This window comes from Pseudomonas sp. D3-10 (assembly GCF_051132175.1).
In the GTDB taxonomy this organism is placed as follows: domain Bacteria; phylum Pseudomonadota; class Gammaproteobacteria; order Pseudomonadales; family Pseudomonadaceae; genus Aquipseudomonas.
Genome location: NZ_CP071668.1, coordinates 2,390,140 through 2,409,359 on the forward strand (window position 1 = coordinate 2,390,140; position 19,220 = coordinate 2,409,359).

Annotated in this window: 17 protein-coding genes and 5 pseudogenes; 10 read left to right on the top strand and 12 right to left on the bottom strand. The window is 55.5% G+C overall.

Annotation, left to right across the window (positions count from 1 at the left end; translation table 11 throughout):
• Window positions 1-135 precede the first annotated feature (135 nt).
• Window positions 136-2,013 (top strand): putative bifunctional diguanylate cyclase/phosphodiesterase, encoded by a 1,878-nt coding sequence (locus J3P90_RS11040; RefSeq protein WP_434627469.1) that lies wholly within the window; start codon window positions 136-138, stop codon window positions 2,011-2,013.
• A gap of 346 nt (window positions 2,014-2,359) precedes the next feature.
• On the opposite strand, the gene J3P90_RS11045 is transcribed toward J3P90_RS11040, so the two are convergent.
• The 3 genes from J3P90_RS11045 to J3P90_RS11055 all read right to left on the bottom strand — a co-directional run bounded on the left by J3P90_RS11045 (window position 2,360) and on the right by J3P90_RS11055 (window position 4,790).
• Complete coding sequence (locus J3P90_RS11045; protein ID WP_434627466.1) at window positions 2,360-2,662, bottom strand: hypothetical protein; 303 nt, start codon at window positions 2,660-2,662, stop codon at window positions 2,360-2,362.
• Window positions 2,663-2,739: 77 nt separating this feature from the next.
• Window positions 2,740-3,324, bottom strand: coding sequence for an anthranilate synthase component II (locus J3P90_RS11050; protein ID WP_434676344.1), 585 nt, complete (start codon window positions 3,322-3,324; stop codon window positions 2,740-2,742).
• Window positions 3,321-4,790: an anthranilate synthase component I family protein gene (locus J3P90_RS11055; RefSeq protein WP_434676345.1), complete on the bottom strand. Its 1,470-nt coding sequence runs from the start codon at window positions 4,788-4,790 to the stop codon at window positions 3,321-3,323. The genes J3P90_RS11050 and J3P90_RS11055 overlap by 4 nt, the downstream gene beginning before the upstream one ends.
• A 653-nt stretch (window positions 4,791-5,443) precedes the next feature.
• Between J3P90_RS11055 and J3P90_RS11060 the strand changes: the two genes are divergently transcribed.
• From J3P90_RS11060 to J3P90_RS11085, 6 genes and pseudogenes are all read left to right on the top strand, one after another.
• On the top strand, window positions 5,444-5,614 hold the full coding sequence (locus J3P90_RS11060; RefSeq protein ID WP_434606237.1) for a hypothetical protein: 171 nt from the start codon (window positions 5,444-5,446) through the stop codon (window positions 5,612-5,614).
• 84 nt (window positions 5,615-5,698) lie between these two features.
• Window positions 5,699-6,795: pseudogene (locus tag J3P90_RS11065) on the top strand (phenylacetate--CoA ligase family protein).
• An 8-nt stretch (window positions 6,796-6,803) separates the two neighbouring features.
• Window positions 6,804-7,349 (top strand): acetyltransferase, encoded by a 546-nt coding sequence (locus tag J3P90_RS11070; RefSeq protein WP_434676346.1) that lies wholly within the window; start codon window positions 6,804-6,806, stop codon window positions 7,347-7,349.
• 1 nt (window position 7,350) lies between these two features.
• A pseudogene (locus tag J3P90_RS11075) lies at window positions 7,351-7,611 on the top strand (iron-containing redox enzyme family protein); the annotation flags it as partial.
• A 44-nt stretch (window positions 7,612-7,655) separates the two neighbouring features.
• Window positions 7,656-7,928, top strand: coding sequence for an IclR family transcriptional regulator domain-containing protein (locus J3P90_RS11080; RefSeq protein WP_434606232.1), 273 nt, complete (start codon window positions 7,656-7,658; stop codon window positions 7,926-7,928).
• Window positions 7,929-8,902: 974 nt separating this feature from the next.
• A pseudogene (locus tag J3P90_RS11085) lies at window positions 8,903-9,031 on the top strand (hypothetical protein); the annotation flags it as partial.
• A gap of 417 nt (window positions 9,032-9,448) precedes the next feature.
• Here the strand turns inward: J3P90_RS11085 and J3P90_RS11090 are convergent.
• Both J3P90_RS11090 and J3P90_RS11095 read right to left on the bottom strand, forming a co-directional pair.
• Window positions 9,449-9,958 (bottom strand): hypothetical protein, encoded by a 510-nt coding sequence (locus tag J3P90_RS11090; protein WP_434676347.1) that lies wholly within the window; start codon window positions 9,956-9,958, stop codon window positions 9,449-9,451.
• An 89-nt stretch (window positions 9,959-10,047) separates the two neighbouring features.
• On the bottom strand, window positions 10,048-10,440 hold the full coding sequence (locus J3P90_RS11095; RefSeq protein ID WP_434676348.1) for a hypothetical protein: 393 nt from the start codon (window positions 10,438-10,440) through the stop codon (window positions 10,048-10,050).
• 242 nt (window positions 10,441-10,682) lie between these two features.
• Between J3P90_RS11095 and J3P90_RS11100 the strand changes: the two are divergent.
• Window positions 10,683-11,163: pseudogene (locus tag J3P90_RS11100) on the top strand (HIT family protein).
• Between the two features lie 108 nt (window positions 11,164-11,271).
• Here the strand turns inward: J3P90_RS11100 and J3P90_RS11105 are convergent.
• The 4 genes and pseudogenes from J3P90_RS11105 to J3P90_RS11120 all read right to left on the bottom strand — a co-directional run bounded on the left by J3P90_RS11105 (window position 11,272) and on the right by J3P90_RS11120 (window position 14,179).
• On the bottom strand, window positions 11,272-11,703 hold the full coding sequence (locus tag J3P90_RS11105) for a bleomycin resistance protein (RefSeq protein ID WP_434676349.1): 432 nt from the start codon (window positions 11,701-11,703) through the stop codon (window positions 11,272-11,274).
• Between the two features lie 460 nt (window positions 11,704-12,163).
• Window positions 12,164-12,291 (bottom strand): annotated as a pseudogene (locus J3P90_RS11110) (LysE family translocator); the annotation flags it as partial.
• A gap of 189 nt (window positions 12,292-12,480) precedes the next feature.
• Window positions 12,481-13,761 (bottom strand): translesion error-prone DNA polymerase V subunit UmuC, encoded by a 1,281-nt coding sequence (gene umuC, locus J3P90_RS11115; protein ID WP_434676350.1) that lies wholly within the window; start codon window positions 13,759-13,761, stop codon window positions 12,481-12,483.
• Entirely contained in the window at window positions 13,748-14,179 is a 432-nt protein-coding gene (locus J3P90_RS11120; protein ID WP_434676351.1) for a LexA family protein, read from the bottom strand. Before J3P90_RS11120 ends, umuC begins: the two co-directional genes overlap by 14 nt.
• 510 nt (window positions 14,180-14,689) lie before the next feature.
• Here J3P90_RS11120 and J3P90_RS11125 point away from each other — a divergent pair.
• A complete protein-coding gene (locus J3P90_RS11125) occupies window positions 14,690-14,944 on the top strand; it encodes an EAL domain-containing protein (RefSeq protein ID WP_434676352.1) in 255 nt (84 codons plus the stop codon).
• On the opposite strand, the gene J3P90_RS11130 is transcribed toward J3P90_RS11125, so the two are convergent.
• Together J3P90_RS11130 and J3P90_RS11135 are read right to left on the bottom strand one after the other, a co-directional pair.
• The gene (locus tag J3P90_RS11130) at window positions 14,916-17,006 is read right to left on the bottom strand and encodes a TonB-dependent siderophore receptor (protein ID WP_434676353.1); all 2,091 of its coding nucleotides are present in this window, start codon (window positions 17,004-17,006) and stop codon (window positions 14,916-14,918) included. The genes J3P90_RS11125 and J3P90_RS11130 overlap by 29 nt on opposite strands.
• A 175-nt stretch (window positions 17,007-17,181) precedes the next feature.
• Entirely contained in the window at window positions 17,182-17,502 is a 321-nt protein-coding gene (locus J3P90_RS11135; protein ID WP_434676354.1) for a hypothetical protein, read from the bottom strand.
• Between the two features lie 345 nt (window positions 17,503-17,847).
• On the opposite strand from J3P90_RS11135, the gene J3P90_RS11140 reads away from it, so the two are divergent.
• Complete coding sequence (locus tag J3P90_RS11140; protein ID WP_434676611.1) at window positions 17,848-18,048, top strand: hypothetical protein; 201 nt, start codon at window positions 17,848-17,850, stop codon at window positions 18,046-18,048.
• Window positions 18,049-18,166: 118 nt separating this feature from the next.
• Here the strand turns inward: J3P90_RS11140 and J3P90_RS11145 are convergent, their stop codons facing one another.
• On the bottom strand, window positions 18,167-19,078 hold the full coding sequence (locus J3P90_RS11145; protein ID WP_434676355.1) for a LysR family transcriptional regulator: 912 nt from the start codon (window positions 19,076-19,078) through the stop codon (window positions 18,167-18,169).
• Window positions 19,079-19,220: the final 142 nt, after the last annotated feature.

The following is a 19,220-nucleotide window of genomic DNA, read 5'->3' on the forward strand; positions in this document are numbered from 1 at the left end:
TTCGGTTGCAGTTAACCCGTAGCTTTGCGGTGGTAGAAGATGGTTTTTATCACCGCATCAGTTTACGTTGTGCTATCGAGGCTCAGAGGTTGGGAACACCTAATCGAAGCAATGATCATGGAGGTCACAACGAGCATGCAAAAAGACATCAATAGGCGAATCTTGCTGGTCGAAGACGAGCCCGCGAACCATCGAGCTTTGCGATTGATTCTAGGCTCCAGCGAAGGGGACGGGTTGAAAGGCTCTAATAGCGGGCGTGCGGCCGGTGCGGTTGATCCGCGAAGTCAGTACCTCGTTGAGTCAGCATACGATCGTAAACAGGCCGTCGAGATGCTCAGGAAGGCCCGGGACGGAAGTGATCCCTACGCGCTTGTCATCAGCAGCGTTCGTATGTTCCCCGAAAGCGAGGGTTTTGATGTATTGCAGGGCCTGTGGAAAGCGGACCCTAATGTGTTCATTGTGCTCTCTACCGAGCATTTAACTCATTTTTGGCGAGACATGGCTGAGCGGGTCGAGCTAGGAGAACAGCTAGTAATTTTAGACAAGCCATTGGTCAGTCTAGAGCTTCGACTGATAATTAACGCTATGACTCGTAAATGGCAGTTGGCGCAGAACAGTGAAAAGAAAGTGCGCCTTCTTGAACAGACCATTGAGAAGCGAATCCAAGAATTGGTTAAGATATCGCGATTGCTGCATTATGACCCGCTTACCCAGTTACCTAACGGCACATTACTCAATGATCGTCTTACCCAAGCCCTCGCTCAATGCCACCGTTATAAGCGGCGCTTAGCGGTAATTTTTCTTGGTCTCGATCGGTTCAAGCGGATTAATAACGCGTTCGGACATGCAGTCGGAGATGAACTTCTTAAGCGAATCAGCAGTTCGCTAGCTAATGCAGTACGTGCGTCCGATTCTGTATTTCGATATGGGGCTGACGAGTTCGTTGTTTTGTTGATTGATGTGGGAGAGCCGCAGCAAGCCAAAGGCGTGGCAATGAAATTGCTGACGGCTGTTAGTACACCGCATGCAATTGAAAATCACCAGTTAAGCGTTACCGCGAGTTTGGGAATCTGTCTATATCCGACGGACGGCATTGAAGCGGTGGAGCTGGTCAAGCGAGCCGAAACGGCAATGCGTAGTGCCAAAGAGGCCGGTCCAAATGATTATCGGTTCTATACCGAAGATATTAATAGGCAGGCTCGACACCGTCAGGCCATTGAGTCCGGTCTGCGCCTTGCTTTGCAACGTAATGAGTTTGTGTTGCATTACCAACCTAAGCTTGAGCTGGCCAATGGAAAAGTGGTCGGCGCCGAGGCGCTGGTGCGATGGATGCATCCGGACAGAGGTATTGTTTACCCTGCTGATTTTATCGCAATAGCTGAAGAAACTGGACTGATACACCCACTGAGCCTCTGGGTGATCCGGGAGGCATGCCGGCAGATTCGTTTATGGCAAACTGAAGGGCGGCAGCCGATTATGATGTCGGTAAATATTTCGCCATTAGATCTTCGGCAGCATGGGTTCGTCGACGGCCTGAAGCGTGTCTTGGATGAAACAGGAACTGAACCAAAACAGCTGGAGATAGAAATCACCGAAAGCGTACTAATGCAGAATGTTGAGGCCACCATGAGTACTCTGGAGGCGATAAAGGATTTAGGGGTGCGTTTGGCGATCGACGATTTTGGGACGGGCTTTTCTAGTCTAAGTTATTTACAAAAGTTTCCCATCGATGTCCTAAAAATTGATCGATCTTTTGTTTCAGAATTGAGTTTAGAAGCTGAAGTCAGTAACGACACTAGGCTGGTGAATGCAATTATAAGCTTGGCCAAGAATTTATCGCTACGGGTTATTGCAGAGGGTGTTGAAACGGTGGCGCAGCTGAACTGCCTCAGCGTACTGAAGTGTGACGAGGCTCAAGGGTATTATTTTTCTAAGCCCTTGAAGGCAGATTTTTTCGTTGAATGGGTTGATTTATGGGAATCTGAGAGGGTAGTCAGAGAGAGACCTTCGTAGTGTTCATATTTGCTATTAGATATGTGTCTATCTTTGCACTATTCTTAACGTAGCTAGCAGCTGGTTTGTTTTGGGGGCCAAAGAACAACGGGCCGGCGAACTCGTCTACCCTCCAGCATCGGGGAAAACGGTGCCTGCGAATATTGATCAGCCGCCAGAAACTGGGCCAGACCATCACGTCATGACTGGACATACACGGAGAAGCCGACGCTCTTTACTCTCAGAAACTATTGTGGGCGAAGCGCGTGCCACAGAGGACACGCATCGATACGGTGCAGATGTGTCATCGTTTGGAGCATGGATTGATGAATACAAGACGCTCGGTGCCGCGGGGCTAAAACAAGATTCAGAAATACGCCGCTGGGCTCAAGTAGGCATATGGAGCACATGCGCGCATAATTTGTCCTATCATCCAGCTAGTGCGCTGTCGTGCGCTGTTGGAGAGGCCGGCGAGAGGGTCGGTATCCCTCGGTGCTGCCGGTCCCAGGCTGATGAGGTAGCTGCCGAAGCCGAGCTGACGCAGCACTTTGTTCAGCAGGCGCTCCCAATCGCAACGGTTTGCATCTTTGGCGAGACTCATGAAAGCGGTCAGCGGTGCGGTACGCCCGGCCTGGTTCCGGCTGCAGACGGGAGAGTTGTGTTCGTCCATAACGAGTCGCTCTTGTTATAGCGGGAATGAAACAGCTGGAGTACGGAAAAGAAGGGGAGTGCGCCCCTTCTGGCGGATCACTGGTGCACGTAGCACTTGATGAAACTGCGAAACAGGTCCAGGCCGTTTTCGGTCAGGATGCTCTCAGGGTGAAACTGCACACCTTCCACTGGCAGGTGGCGATGACGCACACCCATCACATAGCCGTCATCGGTGGATCTCGAGGTGACTTCCAGGCTGTCGGGTAACTGCTGGTCGCTGACCATCAACGAGTGGTAGCGGGTGGCCTGTATGGAGCGTGCCTGCGTGTGGTCATAGACGCCCTTGCCATCGTTCTCGATCGTGCTCACTTTGCCGTGCATCACGTGCGGGGCGCGGCAAACCTGAGCGCCGAAGGCCAGGCCGATGGCTTGATGACCCAGGCATACGCCCAGTAGCGGCAAACGCCCCTGCAAGTGCCTGATCACTTCGATGTAGCCAACGTCGACCGGGTGCCCAGGCCCAGGGCCGAGCACGCAGAAGTCCGGCGAAAAAGCCTCGATGCGTTGGAGGAGGTCTGGCACGTCGTGACGCTCGACGCGGGTTTCCAGCCCCAGTTGTTCCAGGTACTGGCTGATGATAAAGACGAAGCTATCGTAGGCGTCGATCAGGAATACTTTCATAGTGCGATCTCCTTGCCGGTCACTGCCCTGTATACAGAACCCATCTTGTACAGCGTCTCTTTCCACTCCATCTCGGGAATGGAGTCGGCGACCACCCCGGCAGATGCACGCAAGTGGTAGGTCCCCTCTTCGAAGACGGTCGAGCGAATGCACAGGGCGGTATTCACACTGCCATCAAAACCCACCAGGCCAAGGGCTCCGGCGTAGATGCCCCGGCGGTTGCTCTCCATTCCCTCGATCAGTTCCATTGCCCTGACCTTGGGCGCGCCGGACATGGTTCCTGCGGGGAATGAGGCCTTGATCACGTCGTAGGCATCCAGGCTTGGGCGCAGCAGACCGCGAACGTTCGACACCATGTGGTAGAGGTGCGAGTACTCCTCTACCAGCATGAATTCGTCGACTTCCAGCGAGCCGGCCTGGCAGACGCGACCGATATCATTGCGACACAGATCGATGAGCATCAGGTGCTCGGCGCGCTCCTTCTCCGAGCGGGTCAACTCCAGGACCAGTTGGGTGGGATCGACGCCGGGCTTCTTGCCGACAGTACCGGCGATCGGACGCATCTCTATCAAATCGTCCTTGATGCTGACGAACAGCTCAGGGCTGGCACCGATCAGGTCGATACCGCCCACATGGGCCAGGTACATGTAAGGAGAGGGGTTGCGCAGGCGCAGGTTCTGGTACACCTCGAACGGCGCAACCTGCGAGCGAATCCGAATCTCATGACCGAGCTGGATCTGGTAGACGTCGCCGGCGCGGATGTGCTCCATCGCGACTTCGACACGTGCGCAGAACTGCTCCGGAGTGACCGTGCGGATTTCGTCGAATGTCTCTGGATACGGAGACAGATCCACTGCCTCGCACGCCAGGGTTGTGGTCAGGAAGGGGTAATCCTCCACAGTACGGGGCGCCCACAGGGGGTGGTTGTTGATCAGGGTTTCGACAATGCCGTTGCTGTGGAAATAAACCAGTGTTTGATAGACCGACAGGGCGATGAGCGGGTAGCTGTAGATTTGTTCGGCCACATCGGGAAGCCGCTCGATCAGGCGAACGCAGTCGTAGGAGAAGTAGCCGAAGAACGCCAGGCTGGAAGGGGCATTGGGCGCAAGCAGGAACGTAGCCTGGATAGCCCGGAGCAGGTTCCACGCGGCCTCGCTGTCCGGTAGATGGATCTTGTGCTCGGGATCGACCTGCACCCCCCCTTGTCGCAGGCTGGCGGACAAATGTTCACAAAGCGCAGGACAGCCTCGCAGTTGTGCCTGGCCCTCATCGATACACACTTCGAAAAGGGGCTCGAGCCCGAGGATCGTCGCCCGGCGATCGCGGCTTGGACCGGACAGTGATTCAAGAATGAAGACAGACTCGCGACCCAGTTGTGCCAGTGCATATGCATATATGCCAAGTGGATCCGTGGATCGACGTTCTTCGCGACGAAGAACATCCACGTCAATTAAATTTGTATTCACGGTTAATACCATTTTTAAGGTGCAACGATTCAGGCACTCGATTAAGAGAGCGCCACGGGAATATAAAGTGCGCAGGCACTTTAAATGCGTATTGACGGATATCCTGAATATTCGGGGCGGACGCTGTTCATGTCGCGCTCGGTACAAGGCTGACAACGGATTGCAGTCAGCGATGCGCAGGGCACAAGGCGCGAGCGCCTTCGAATTCATTGGGGAGAGATCAGGACGTTGCTAGCAGGCAGCAGGCAGACGCTGGTCTTCGCTAGAATGTTAGCGACGCCAGATATTGCTTTTGAAGATGGCCAGAATGGCCCGGGTACAGCTGTCGGGATAGCTGTGGGAGGAGCTGATAGCAGAAAGGTGATAGTACATTTTAGACATCCCAGTCTTGGCTAAGTACTGCGGGAATGAGCGGCAGTGCGGCGAAATTACCAGTGTGCCCCGGGGCTGTCAACTGCTCGGCGGATTAATCTTTCATTCATTTCTTAGTGTTGACAGGCGCAACAACTATTCTTGCGCATATATCGCGCGTGCTTTTAACAAGAAACTCGTGCGCACACAACTGCGGGATAGCGCAGCTGGGTATTTGTAACTTCTGTCACTAACGTAGCGGCCGTTGAGCTCCACTAACCCATCAAACCCGAGCGGCTGAAATGAAAGAGTATTTAGACACATTCAAGAAGCGGTACGATCCGATTCATCATGCCTATTGGACCGACGTCCTCAGCGACACTGCGCTGGCGGCATGGCATCAGGAACAGATGGGGGAAGTGATCGGCCACGTGAAGCTTTCTTCGCCGTTCTATGCAAGGCACCTTGCCTAGCTCGACGAACGTTCGCTGACCTTGGATGACCTCGTCACCTTGCCATTCACGACCAAGGATGACTTGCGCGAGACGGGCTTCGACATTTTGTCCGGCCCGCTGGAAGACAGCATATTCTACTACGAGACTACAATTACCACCGGGCCTGCTACCCCATGCCCGCGGGACCGCAAGGAAAGCTACGCGAGCAATCGCCAACTGGCCATGGCCTACCAGGCCGTGATCGAAAAGCATTTTCCAGGTGAGAAGACGGTAGTCGGCATCATGGGACCCACCGAGGTCCACTCCTTCGGTGACACCTTGGGCGATGTCTGCACCCAACTCGACCTGTGCAATGCCAAGATCTGGCCGCACTCACCGGTGATCGGTTGGCCCAAGGCCCTGCAACTGCTCAAGGATCTGCAGATCGGCGTGCTCGCGTCGGCGCCGGGGCTCTTGCTGGCCATGGCCAAGGAAGCCGAGCGGCAGGGCTTGAACCCACGCGAGGACTTCGCCCTGCGCGCGTTCATGATGAGCGGCGAGCTGTGCACGCCAGCGTTGAAGAACAACCTCTACAGCCTGTGGGGCGCGCAGGCCTACAACAGCCTGTATGGCTCCCAGGAAGCGATGATCATCGCGGCTTGCAACGCCAACGACCAGTTGGTGCCTCATCGCCTCAACTACATCATCGAGGTGCTCGATCCCAAGTCCGGGGAAGCCTCGGCTGCACCGGCGACGGTGAGCTGTGCGTGACCATGCTGATCCCTGGCAGCAAGCCGTTGATCCGCTACCGCACGGGTGACCTGGTCTCGATCCAGTCGCGCCCCGGCTATCCGCAATCGATGCGCCAGACCGTCAAGGTTGTCGGTCGGGTGAAGGATGCCGTGCAACTGAACGGTCGCGCCTTCTCGGCTGCGCAGATCGAGCAGGCATTGCTTGAAGGCGTCGAACAATGCCTTGGTTACCAGATCATCCTCAGTTGCGCCAATGATCGCGACACCGTCATCGCCAAGCTGGAAATGTCGCGCTTCTTCGAGGGCGATCGTGGGCGTCTGGTGCTGCTGATCAAGGAGCGCCTGCGCGAACGGCTGGGGGTCGATGCCACGGTCATGGTGGTGGGCGATCTTGCCGAACATGTGAACCTTGGCAGTTGGTTCAGCTGGAAAGAAGCGCGCATCGTCGATCAGCGTCAAGGCCAGTGAGGTCACCGATGAGCCTGTCTGTTCGCGTGATCGACAACGCAAATGAGCTGTTCGAGTCCGTCCGGCACCTCAGGAGTCGCTATCTGGGGACCAACCCGGCACGGGAGGATGACTTCGAGCGAAGGGAGCAGGTGCGCGACGCCTTGTCCTATCCCCTGGTCTACCTGGACAAGGACGAAGTGGTCGGGACGTTGCGCGTCACCCCGCTGGGCCATGGCCTGAGTTTCGTCGAGCGGGCAGTCAATGTGCACGCCTATTTCGAACAATCGACGGACGCCTTCGATGCCAATCGCTTGGTGCTGGACGAGCGGTACCGCGGCGGGCGGCACCTGCGCATGTTTCTCCTGCAGGCGGCCATCTGGCTGAAAGCCAACATCCAGCTGCGATTCATCTCGGCCCTGTGCCGCGGCCAACTGGCGGCGTTATATGTCGGCTTGGGCGGGCGCGTGCTGGTGGATAACGTTACCTGGACCGGGGAACAGGTCGAGCGGCGCTACAGCCTCGTGTACCTGGAACTCGAAAGTGTTTACCACAATGTTAAAGGAACCTATTGAAATGCAAGCATTCTTCAAGGAACTCGACGCTATCGTCGAAGCGGGCTGGGCCCAGATCAAGCAGGGCACCTACTGGAAGTTCAGCCTGGACAATCACACGCCGCCAGCCCTCTACCAACAGCTCATGCTGCAGGTGTACCACTACACCCGCTACAACTCGGTCAACCAGGCCGCTTGCGCCTTCAGTGCCGATCCGGAAGAGACGACACTGCTGCGCTTCGTCTATAAGCACGCCCTGGAAGAGCTGGGCCACGAGCGCATGGCCGACAAGGCTATGCAGAAGACCATGAAGAGTTCGAAGACAACATGAGCTGCCTGGCGGCGCCGATTCGAGACCGCTTTGGCCACGTGATCGGCGGCATGAGCGTTTCATTCCGCTGTTTTGGCTTCAGGGAAGAATTGAGGCAGGACTACGTCAAGCACCTGATGGAACCCACGCAGCAGATTTCAGCTCAGCTGGGCTGGCACCTGCGTGGAGTACCGGAAATCTGCGAGTCGGTGACCGGACAGAAACGCCTCGATTTCCAGAGCAGTACTTCTTGCTGTCCCGGTAGCACCGATCAAGGTGGCCGAGGCTGAACCTGCCCAGTCATCATAACCGACCAGCCATAGCTTTCGCTCGGTAATCGAGTGAGTACCTGCGACGTCGATTCGACTCTCCATATTAAGAGCCTTCAGTGAGCTTAGATGATGGACTGCAGGACGAAATCCGGTGCGCCAGAACGCGATAGCTTGCCTTGGAATTTCTTTTTTGCTCTTGATAGACCCAAAGAACAAGTCCAGAATTGAGTCTCTTCTTGCTTTCGCAAGAAAAGAAACCCTTTAGACTTCAATGGGTCGGACGCCAGATGCGAGTCTCGTTTCCCGCTCCAAGATTCACAAAAAAGCCACTCAGAAATGAGTGGCTTTTTTGTGCTTGAGAAGTTTTGGTATTCATGTTGACAGGCAGCTTTCGGCCCAGAGTGTGTAAAAACGCCAAGGGGTTCACTTTTAGGTTCTTCACCTGCCGGAAATCTATAAGCCTCGTGTCCGCGCACTCATACCGTCTTGACGTTAACAGCTGCGCCGATAGTGCCTCCGGAAACAGATACGATGTAGTCGGCCGCTCTTTGGCAGAGGGTGGCGTGCGATGAACGGATCACGAGGGTAAGAGGCATGAGCGAGAGCGGGTCAATGTCGATACGTTCTCCTGATGTGCCGCGAAGCGACAATGTCAGTTCCGTCCATTGGCGATCATCTGAACCTGCGCAGTCACCGTCAGAGTCAACATCACATCCGGTTCCCCATAGATGTTCAGCAATGCAATAGAAGGCCGGCAATGGTCTTTCTGGCGTGATTTGAATGGAATAGCAAGTAGACATGATTTGTTGGCCGCGCCTGTCTGTCAGGAGGAGAAAGGGTATCTCGGAGCCTGAGGCTGAGCAATCAGAGTCGCTGCCCCCAGACCGTCTATATATAGGCATCCATTGGTGTCTGCGATTGCCCCGGCGTATGTAGAAACGACTCCGTGATCCCTTGCTATGATTACTGAGGATTTTATCGCGGGGATTGCTATGAAGCGCTTTATCCAAGGTGAACACCGAGGCCAAGGCACCTCACTTCCCGAAAGCCTCGACGACTACGTCAGCGATACCAATCCGGTACGCGTAGTTGATGTTTTCGTCGACGGAGAGGAAACGGGGACAGACCACGATATGAGACAGTCCGATTACAGGTGAGCCAAAATCGTGGCCTGTCCCCGGTTTCCCTTAGCGGTGAACACGCGGGTTTTCATTTGATTCTCTGGCTGACTGCAGACCAAAACGAAAACCAGGTAGTCGAAGCAGCGAAACAGGTCGGGCTGCAGCTGCAACCGCTTCGCCATTCTTGTCACAACCTTCAACCAGGACCAGCGTTTGTCTTGGGCTTTGCCGCGCTCACCCGCGCCCAGGTAAAAAGCGCTGCGGGAAACCTGGCGCACCTGCTCAGGGCCAACCAGCACTCGCAGTGAAGAAAAACCAAGTGGTTTGCACCTGTTGCTGTCGGGCTCTGCCTTTCGGCACCCCCGGCAAGGGGACCGGCACATGCTGGGCCAACCATTCAGTTAATCGATCGCGCGTTTAGTCAGTAAGTGTGGCCAACACCTTTCCGTCTCTGCGCTGCACGATGGTCATAGGCGCTACCGGCTGTGAGCCGTCGGCGCCCGGCGGTGGGGTTATCAACCAGGCACCCGCATAGTCTTCCCGGATATGGAGCGGATTGAAGCGGATAGCGCTTGCCGCCGCATAACGGCGCCCTGCGAGTGTGGCAACGCTCGAAAGCACCGCACTTCTGACTTCATAGAGCCTTCGCTCTGCGTCGAGCGCAATACTGGCATCCGCAAGCTCGAAATTATCGATACGCACGGGTACGCCTTCCGGCATATCGAGAACCCACCGGTCAGAGTCTACAAACCCATCGGCATAGACATTGCCGGTCGAAGCCCGGAGCGAGGTGCCTTCGGGCAAGGTGATGCCATCGACTACATTGCCATCAGCAAGCGTACAGGTGCTGAACCTCGATACGCCGCCATCTGGCTTGAGCTCAAACTCCACCGGTTGCAGCGCATTGCACCGCCAGCCGATCTGCATCGTCGTGCCGTGGCCGGTTAGCCGCATGTTCTCTGGCGTGAAGCCCACCGTTTCGTATTTTTCGTTGGTTTGAATCGCGATGTAGCGGGCTACTTCGACGGCATATCGAGCATACGCACAGGGCTTGGAAACACGGCTCGTTTGAAGGATTCCCGATGATCCGCAACGGCTAATTCGAGTTTTGTGCCTTTGGGCATGTCGATCTGGCCAAGGCGCATCGGCTCTACTAGTTCCGGGCGATAACTTGCCTCTCTCTCCCGTTCATAGCTGCGCATCTGCACATAAAAAGCCGCGGACTGCCACAGGGTAAAAAGCGCACACGCGGTGACAAGCATGTAAGGCAGGAGGAGAGGGCGGCGCCAGCGACCTTTGATATATCGAACCACCAGCCTTATCGTCCACCCGAACCAGAAAAGCGTCGTGGCGAAGAAAAAGGCAAGGTAAAGCAGTAGTTCGGCGGAGGGCAGTGCAACGGGGATCATGCGAGCCAAACTTCCTGAATGGGTGATGGGGTTTGAACGCACCTACGACACAAAAAGGGCGAGCCGTTACGTTGAGTCAATTTTACTCCGATGCCGCGTAATCAGGCACGTGAGCATTCGCATCGGGATGTTCAGCCAGTAGCCGATTGATGCGTTTCACGAACGGCCGCAATCGGCCAGGAGCGGACATAGCGAAATGACGTTGCTATTCTGCTACGTCAGTTCATCAGGACATACTGCATATGGAAATTGCGCCGCATTTTATTATTCATCAAACCGATCATTGGATTATCAACCATCACCTCGTGAGCGCTTCCCGGCTACTTGATGCTGGGAACAAAAATGCAGACCACGTCGTTGACTGACCTGTCATCAGATGCGCTTACAGAGTTGGAAGGGTTGCTCGCCAATACTCAAAATATAATTGAGCAGCGACTCCGGCCCAAGCGGCTATATATCGGTCGCTTCGGTCATGAACCAGGTTTACCAATTCACTTCCATTTCATACCGGTCTACCACTGGGTCGAAGACATGTTCTGGAGTGATGCTCGTTATCGGCTCCTTGAAAATTTCTCCTACGCTGAACATGGCCCCTCTTCAACTGACGGCGCAGAGCTGACCTTGTTCATATGGAGAGAGTTTGGGGAAAATCCTACCCCACCAAAAATTCCAGATCTCACGGTAGGCGGTGTGATTAAAGATCTACGTGACGCCTTTCTGTAGAATGATCAGTCTGATCATCCGCAAAATTGGACATCCGATATCAGCCGATTGCTGCACTTCACCACAGGCGGCAATCGACCCATTGCTGACGGTCGGCTTGGCTCAGATTCACATTGAACAAGCCGGTCGCTCACCCAACCGCTCAACCAACCTTACGAGATAACCGTCGGGATCCTGAACGATGAACTCGCGTTGGCCTACTTCTATGTCGTCAGCGCGATACCAGGTGTCTTTGCATTCTCGATAGAGTGGACATCCAGCCTGAACAAGTTTCTGGATGATGGGTGCGACAGCCTCTACATCAATCTGTAGGTTGATGCCTCTTCCAAACGGCTTGGTCAACGACGCAGTCAGCCATTGACCCGCGTCTGGATCAACCTGCTCAAGCATTACTTGAGCACCATTCAAATCAAGGTACGCAAATCCATCATCCGGACGTTGATAAGCTACTTTGAACCCCAGATGAGAAACCCAAAAAGCTAGGCTGCTATCCAGGTTGGTGACCATTAACTCCGGAACCAGTTTGTTACGTACGAACATGAGATGACTTCCATTTCAAAAGGCTTGTTCTTGCGAGCGGGCAGGTACTGCACCTACGGCCTCGCTGCCAAGACGGGATCGTGGGGAGCATGATGATGCACGGTCGGGTGGGAATTATCGAGTCGCTTTGAGTGGCAGCTTCTGGCCGAAAGCTGCCTGTCTCAATGCGCTCTAATTGAGCCGGTGCTGTACGCAGCCAGATCTGTAATGAAGCCTCGCGCCGTACGCGTACGGCGACCTGCAATTATCCGACGGGACAGGGTCGATCTTCGTTGCTCCCGCAGTTGTCGTCGTTCCGCGCCGCGAAGACTAACGTCATCCGGGGCGCGGATTTACTTCAATGCAGCTACCACGGCATCGACGAACACCATCGGGTCGATCGGCTCTTTGTCAACCGGCTTGGGCTGGGCACCGAAGGTGACAATCACCACGTTAAACGACCCCTTGGATGAATGACTGCCAAGGCCAAAACTCCTGACCGCGTAGCAGCTACCGCTTTGTGGACTACTGCAACGAAATTTGGCCCTGAAATAACGACACCGGCCGGTAAACCAAAAAGACTGTCAAAACGGCGGGAACATCGATCATGTGCATTCCGTTGCGAATGTTGAGGCAGGGGACGGTCATCATTCAGTTCAAAGCCGTCCGCGGCTTCAACGTACAACGAAAAATTCGATACAGGGCTTTTGAGCGTAGTTGTGTTTTTACACACTCTGGCCGTAAGTAGTCGGCATAGGAGGCGCATTTTTTAAGCTGCAGATGCCGAACGCGTCCTCGCTAGCGGGCTTTCACCGTCCACAACTGATCAAAGTTCGTCGTATAGCTCTGACTCATCAGCTCTCGACGCATTGCCCAACCAGGCGCTGCAGGCACACTCGCTATCCGAATAACCCCCTTTCCCCATCGACCATTGATTTCATCCAAAACACTCATCACCTTATCAGCCATGACGGGTTGAGAATGAGCGAACAGATCATCAGTGAATTCGCCAGGCTGGCGCAGATCCATCAGCAAAACTTCTGCTTTGCTGTACTTGAAGCCGGGCCGGAATAGACGGTTTACCGCTTCGGTTACGGCGTTGGTCATGAGCCGCACGTCGTTGGTCGGGTAAGGTAATTCGACCAACGCCCCGTTCGCATACTTCGCTTCCTGAGGGTTGAACATGCCGGTTCTAATGCTCACGCGGATTTTCTTGCACAGTGAGCTTTGAGCTCGGAGCTTTTCCGCCGCGCGTTGTGTGTAGGTGGCGACAGCTTCCTTGATTGGCTCAATCTCGGTGAGCCGCGTGCCGAACATCCTGCTACAACAAATCTCCTGCTTGGGTGGATCAGCCTCACTCAACTCCAAACATGGGGTGCCGGCAAGTTCGCGAGCGGTTTTCTCGATCACCACGCTGAATTTTTGACGAAGCATCCACGGGTCGGCTTTGGCCAAGTCCATCGCGGTCTGGATCCCCATTGTTTCCAGATGCGCCTTCATGCGCCTGCCGATGCCCCAGACCTCGCCGACATCAGTGTTGCGCAGCGTCCAGTCCCGTTTGAAGGGATCACAGAGATCCACTACGCCGCCCGTGATATCCAGCAGCCGCTTGGCGGTATGGTTGGCAAGCTTGGCCAGCGTCTTGGTGTGCGCGATTCCAACCCCGACAGGAATGCCAGTGCGTTTGAGAAGGGTAGAACGCATGTGCCGGCCAAACGCAGATAAGTCACCTGGGATACCGGTGAGGTCGGCGAACGCCTCATCAATGCTGTAGACCTCAAGCGTCGGTACTAACGATTCAATGATCGTCATGACACGCTCGCTCATGTCGCCGTACAGAGCGTAATTACTGCTGAACGCCACAACCCCATGCCGACGTAGATGATCTTTGATTTGGAAGTACGGCTGGCCCATCTTTACGAAAGGTTTTGCGTCGTAGCTACGCGCAATTACACAGCCGTCGTCGTTGGACAGCACCACTATAGGTGTCTTCGCGAGGTCCGGTCTGAAGACGCGCTCGCAGCTGGCGTAAAACGAGTTGCAGTCAATCAGGGCGAAGACAGGTTCACGTGTTGTCATGATCGCGGACGCTGTATTTCACTACACCCCAAATCATGAGTTCGTCGCCTTCCATCACGTGCCTTGCCGGATACTTGGGATTTTCCGACAGAAGTATTACGGCGTTGTCGCGCAAATGCAGACGCTTGAGCAGTGGCTCGGAGTTAAGCGCAGCTATAACGATGTCCCCACTGATCGGATCTATGCTTCGATCAACCACCACCATATCCCCCGAATAGATCCCCGCGCCCTGCATGCTGTCGCCATCGATCCTCACGAGATAGACGTGGGGAGCTCGTACATCGAAGAGCTCATCCAGGGAAATGTGCTTTTCGATGTGGTCAGCAGCGGGCGAAGGGAAGCCTGCAGGCACCTTGAATGAATAAAGAGGCAGCTTCTTGCCGCCGGTAGCCAACAGGCCCAGGATGGTGATGCTCATGATGCAAGCCTTAAGGGATTAACTGTACGTATATACAGTTAACGATTTGCATCGCTTGCGGTCAATGTCATAAGCAGCACTATTCGACGGGTGACAGCATGTGCGGACGCATGGCGCCTGAGCATGCTCGTGAATGGATTGATCCCGACACGCCACCTGACCGAGCGCGCGAATTAGCGATGGAGCATTGTCGACCAGCAACAGACTTTCATTGGTACAAGGTTGGTAAGGATGTCGGAAATGTTCGCAATCAGGGCTCGCATCTGATTCAGCCGCTTTCCTTTGCCTCTGATGCCGATGATTGAGCGGAGACGGACACCGTAGCCCTGCAGAGGCCTCACGTTCTGTGTAGGCATATGGACAGCTACCTCATTAGCCCAGCCGCTTTCCTTTGGCAACGGTACCCGTCTGCGCTGATCCACAGCTATTGGTGGAACATCCGACGGGAGAATACACGGTGGAACTGAAGCTGGTTGATGTTTTGGCACCGGCTATTCGGCCCTCAGCTACTTGAGTCGCCTGCCCATCGAAACGCTCAACATCCACCGCTCGTTTATCAACGACATCGAATACAACCGCGACAGCGCGGAACTGGTCAAGGCGATTATCTCCATGGCTCATAGCCTTCGGTTGACCCTGGTTGCCGAAGGTGTCGAGGAGGCCTCTCAGCAGGCGTTCCGGAAAATCGATTCCTGGCGCTCGAGCGGTGAATGCATTGCGACCTTGGCGATCACTGTCAGAGGTCGAGGCTCAGACTCACACTGAGGTTACGCGGCTCTCCGGGCAGGACCCAGGCACTGTTATAGGATCGTTCGTAGTACTTGCGATCGAACAGATTGTTCAGGTTCAGCCCGAGCGTAACGTCTTCGCTGGCTTTGTAGTGCGCGAGCAGATCGACAGTGCTATACGACGGCAGTTTGAAGCTACTGCCAGCCTGGCCTGAGCGTTCGCCTACATAGTTGAAGGCTGCGCCCATGTCCGATCCACGCAAGGCGCCGTCCTGAAACTCATAAACACCCATCAGGCTACCGCTGTTGCGGGCGATGCCTAACAGGTCGCTGCCTTTGGGTAGCGCGGAGTCGCCTTTGGTCACCTCGGCGTCGATGTAGGCATAAGCACCGATAACACGCAGGGCATCGGTGATCTGGCCGCTGAACTGCAGATCCAGGCCCTGGCTGCGAGCCTCACCGGCTGCGACACTTTCACCGAGCGCGTCGGTCGTCACGACGTTTTCCTTGTCGATGTGAAACAGAGCGATGGTCGCGCCAATACGGCTGTCGAACAGGTCCAGTTTTAAACCGGTTTCATAACCCAGGCCTTTTTCCGGTTTATAGACCTGGCCTTGCGTGCCGATGGTATTGGGCTTGAAAGACGTGGACGCGTTGGCGAATACGCCGACCTGTGGTGCCAATTGGTAAAGCAGCCCAACGCGTGGAGTGGCGACGTCTTTTTCCTGGCTGTTGCTGACAGCTGTCGTGCGATTCAGCGAAGTCTGCTCGATGCGCTCCAGGCGCACGCCGATCAATCCGCGCAGACGATCGGTAAAGGCGATCTGGTCCTGCAAATTGAGCGCGTAGCTCTCGGTGTGCTCGTGGAAATCGTTGGCGCGGGTCAGGGCCGGCTTGGGCTGACCATAAACGGGGTTGTAGATATCCAAGCCATAGCTTGCAAGCGTGGCGCTCTGGGGGTACTTCTGGCTGTTGCGGTAGTTTTCATACTCCAGTCCCGCCAGCGTCTGATGCTGCCAGCCGGCCAGTTCGAAGTTGCCATGTAGCTCGGCCTGGGTGATGTTGTCGTTCCATTCAAAGTCACGCTCGCGATAGAAACGCGTGATGGTGGTGCCGACCAATGCTTGAGGTTCCGAGCTCGCGCCATTGAGCGTGCCCTGCGTGTAGTGATTGGCCAGGCGAACCTTCCAGTTGTCGTTCAAATAATGTTCCAGCGCCAGATCAATGGTCTGGTTGTCGTTGCGTATCTGGCCATCGTTGGGCTCACCCATGAAGGTCGACCGCTTGACCGAGCCAAGCTCACCATTGACTGCCGGAATGCCGCGGTCGAACACCGATTCGGTACGGGAGAACTCGGTGTCGAGCATCAGGCGGGTGTCTGGTGAAATCTGCCAGCTCAACGACGGACTGATGATCCGTCGTTGACTGTCGACGTGATCGCGAAAACTGCCATTGTCTTCGATGGCCATGTTTACTCGTGCCAGCAGGTTGCCCTCGCTGTCGAGTGGCGAGTTGACGTCGAGGCTGCTGCGGTAACGGTCCCAGGTGCCGGCGCTGATGTTCAGGTTGCTGAACGCCTCAGCCTGCGGACGCTTGGTCACGATATTGACCAGGCCGCCGGGATCGCCGCGACCGTAGAGACTTGCCGCCGGGCCTTTGAGCACTTCGATACGTTCGATATTGGAAGTGTCCGGCGCGCTGTAGCTGCCACGGTTGATGGCAAAGCCGTTCCTGTAGAGTTCGCCGGTGGTAAAACCACGGACGCTGTAGTTGAGAAAAGTTAGTCCGCCAAAGTTGTTCTGTCGTGAGACACCGCCTGCGAAATCCAGGGCGCGATCGATTCGCGTGGTGTTGAGGTCCTTGATCACCTGGGCGGGTATTACATCGATGCTTTGCGGGGTATCGCGAATGTCGGAGTCGGTGCGAGTAGCTGTGCTCGAACGCGTTGCTCGATAACCTTGCACTGGTCCATCGGCACGCTCCTCCACGGTGGATCCGGTGATAGTCAACGCGTCCAGCGTCAGAGGTTGTGCCGCTGAAATAGGTTGTCCAAGTAGCCCGAGGGTGAATCCTGTCAGCAGCGGAACGTGATGTTTCAAAATGAACTCTCCCATAAAGATGTAATAACATAACATTTATGGGGCCGGTCACACCACAACCTATAGATCGCCACTTGCTTGTTGACTGGGCACCGTCCTGATGATCATCTGCGTGCCTGGTTCAGGCGCCCCATACCGCCGTGTATGGGGTGAGCCTCACCGTCAGCATCCAGTTTTACTTCCTCAAGGCCCAGCGCCGTTGGGCAATGCCGAAACCTGTACCGGGTTGTCCGGTGAACAGGTACAGCGTAGCGATTTCATCGACATCGAGCACACTCTGGAACAGATTGACACCGCTTTCGATGGGGTGTGCACGTCCAGGTTGGTGGCCGGTTTCGGCTGGTTGGCCGAGGCGTTGATGAAGCTGGTGGGTAAGTTCAGGGTAGTGTCCTGCGCCCACGCGCAGGTGCTGCTCGCGAGCAGCGCCAAAGTAATCAAGCGAAACATGAATAGCTTCCTGGCTTAATTCGATGAGTACACACCGACTGCGCGTCATGCAGGGGCACGTGGTGATGACGTCAAGGCGAGGGGAGCAGGGCGGGGGAGGCGCGAGGATTAATCAGGGGCCAGCGCTGCCTGGGTGAGCAACGGGTAGGTTGTGGGGGCAAGGGCCAGGCTGGTTCGCCGGCAAGCAAGGCGAGCAGCCCGAAGAACGCTGCCAGCAGGATCGCACCGAACAGGCTGGCAATGACGCAATCAGCCTCGACGGGCAGTGACGGGACGGGCGCATCATGCAGTTTTTCGAAGACTGCACCGCCGCCTGTGGAGCAAAGCAGTCCGCCGTCCAAACCGCTCAATCGCAAGCCGGCCATTTGCCCGTGACCCATCGCGCACAGCAACGATGCAAACAGGACGCTCAATCCAGACGTTCGCCGATGATTCACGTCTTGAGCTTTTCTATCAGTACACCGACGCCAACCTGGACTTTACCCGCCCGGTCGACAACTACAAGACCACCAACGAACGCCGTGAAGAGGAACCCGATCACTTCGGCTCCGTGATTTTCCCACTGTGGGCAGGGCAAGCCGCTGAGTGGCAGTGAATCATGGCCTTTCCAAGATCACGTATACCGGCAAGTTCTACTGCCTCTGGCATCAGGTCTGGGCCTCGTGGCGCTTTGCCTGCGCTGTTTGCGGTCCATCAGGTTTTAGGTTAATGGGTCATTCAGCTACGCTCAAATGGTCGATATGAGCAAAGCGCTCGACCAGAAAGTCGATCAGGGTGCGAACCCGTGCAGATAGCTGCAGTTGTTGGGGGTAAACTGCATAGACATCCGCGCGGGTAGGCGTCTGATCTTCAAGGATCAACTGCAAGCGGCCGCTTCGCACATAGCGAGCAATGTCCCATTCTGCTCGCATCAGAATGCCATAACCCTCCAACGCCCAGTTCAAGGCCACCTCGCCATCATTGCAACCCAGAGCGCCATGCACTTTGATGTTTTGAGTACGGCTACCCGCTGCGAAACTCCATACGCCATAAGGCGTCTCGTTTTGCCTGATGAAAATGCAATTGTGCTGCTGCAAATCTGCGAGTCGCTCAGGTGCGCCGTGCTTCTGCAGGTAAAGGGGAGAGGCACAGAGCAAACGACGATTGGATGCGATTTTGCGAGCATGGAATGCAGCATCCGGCAGTGTGCCGAAACGGATGCTCAGGTCAAACCCGTGGGTCGTCAGATCCAGTGGGTGGTCGCTGATCTCCAGTTGTATCTCAACCTCAGGATACCGGCTGTAAAAGGCCGCCAACGCCGGCCCGATATAGCGGCGACCAAAGCCGAGCGATGCGTTGACCCTAATCAGTCCTTTGGGTGTGGCCCGACTGCTGCTGACCATCTGCTCGACCTCATCGATCTGCGTAAGGATTCGCGCCGCATGGGAGAAGTAAAGCTCACCCTCAGTGGTCAGGCTCATTGAGCGGGTGGTGCGATTGATTAGACGAATGCCCAGCCTGGCCTCCAGCGCCGATAGACGCTTGCTCACTGCCGGAGGGGTGACCCCCAGCTCGCGAGCCGTGGCGGCTAGGCTGCCTTGGTTGGCCAGCAGGTAGAAAAACGACAGGTCTAATGTCTGGCTCATTCGTGACTCAAAGTGATGTATGGGGCGCTTATGTATGATTGAAGTGTTATCAATACATATACCCTGCCCATGCCCTGACTGAACAGCATTTTCAACCTGCAAAAAGCAGGTGCCTTAAATGAAGGTGTCGGGGGTGAACACC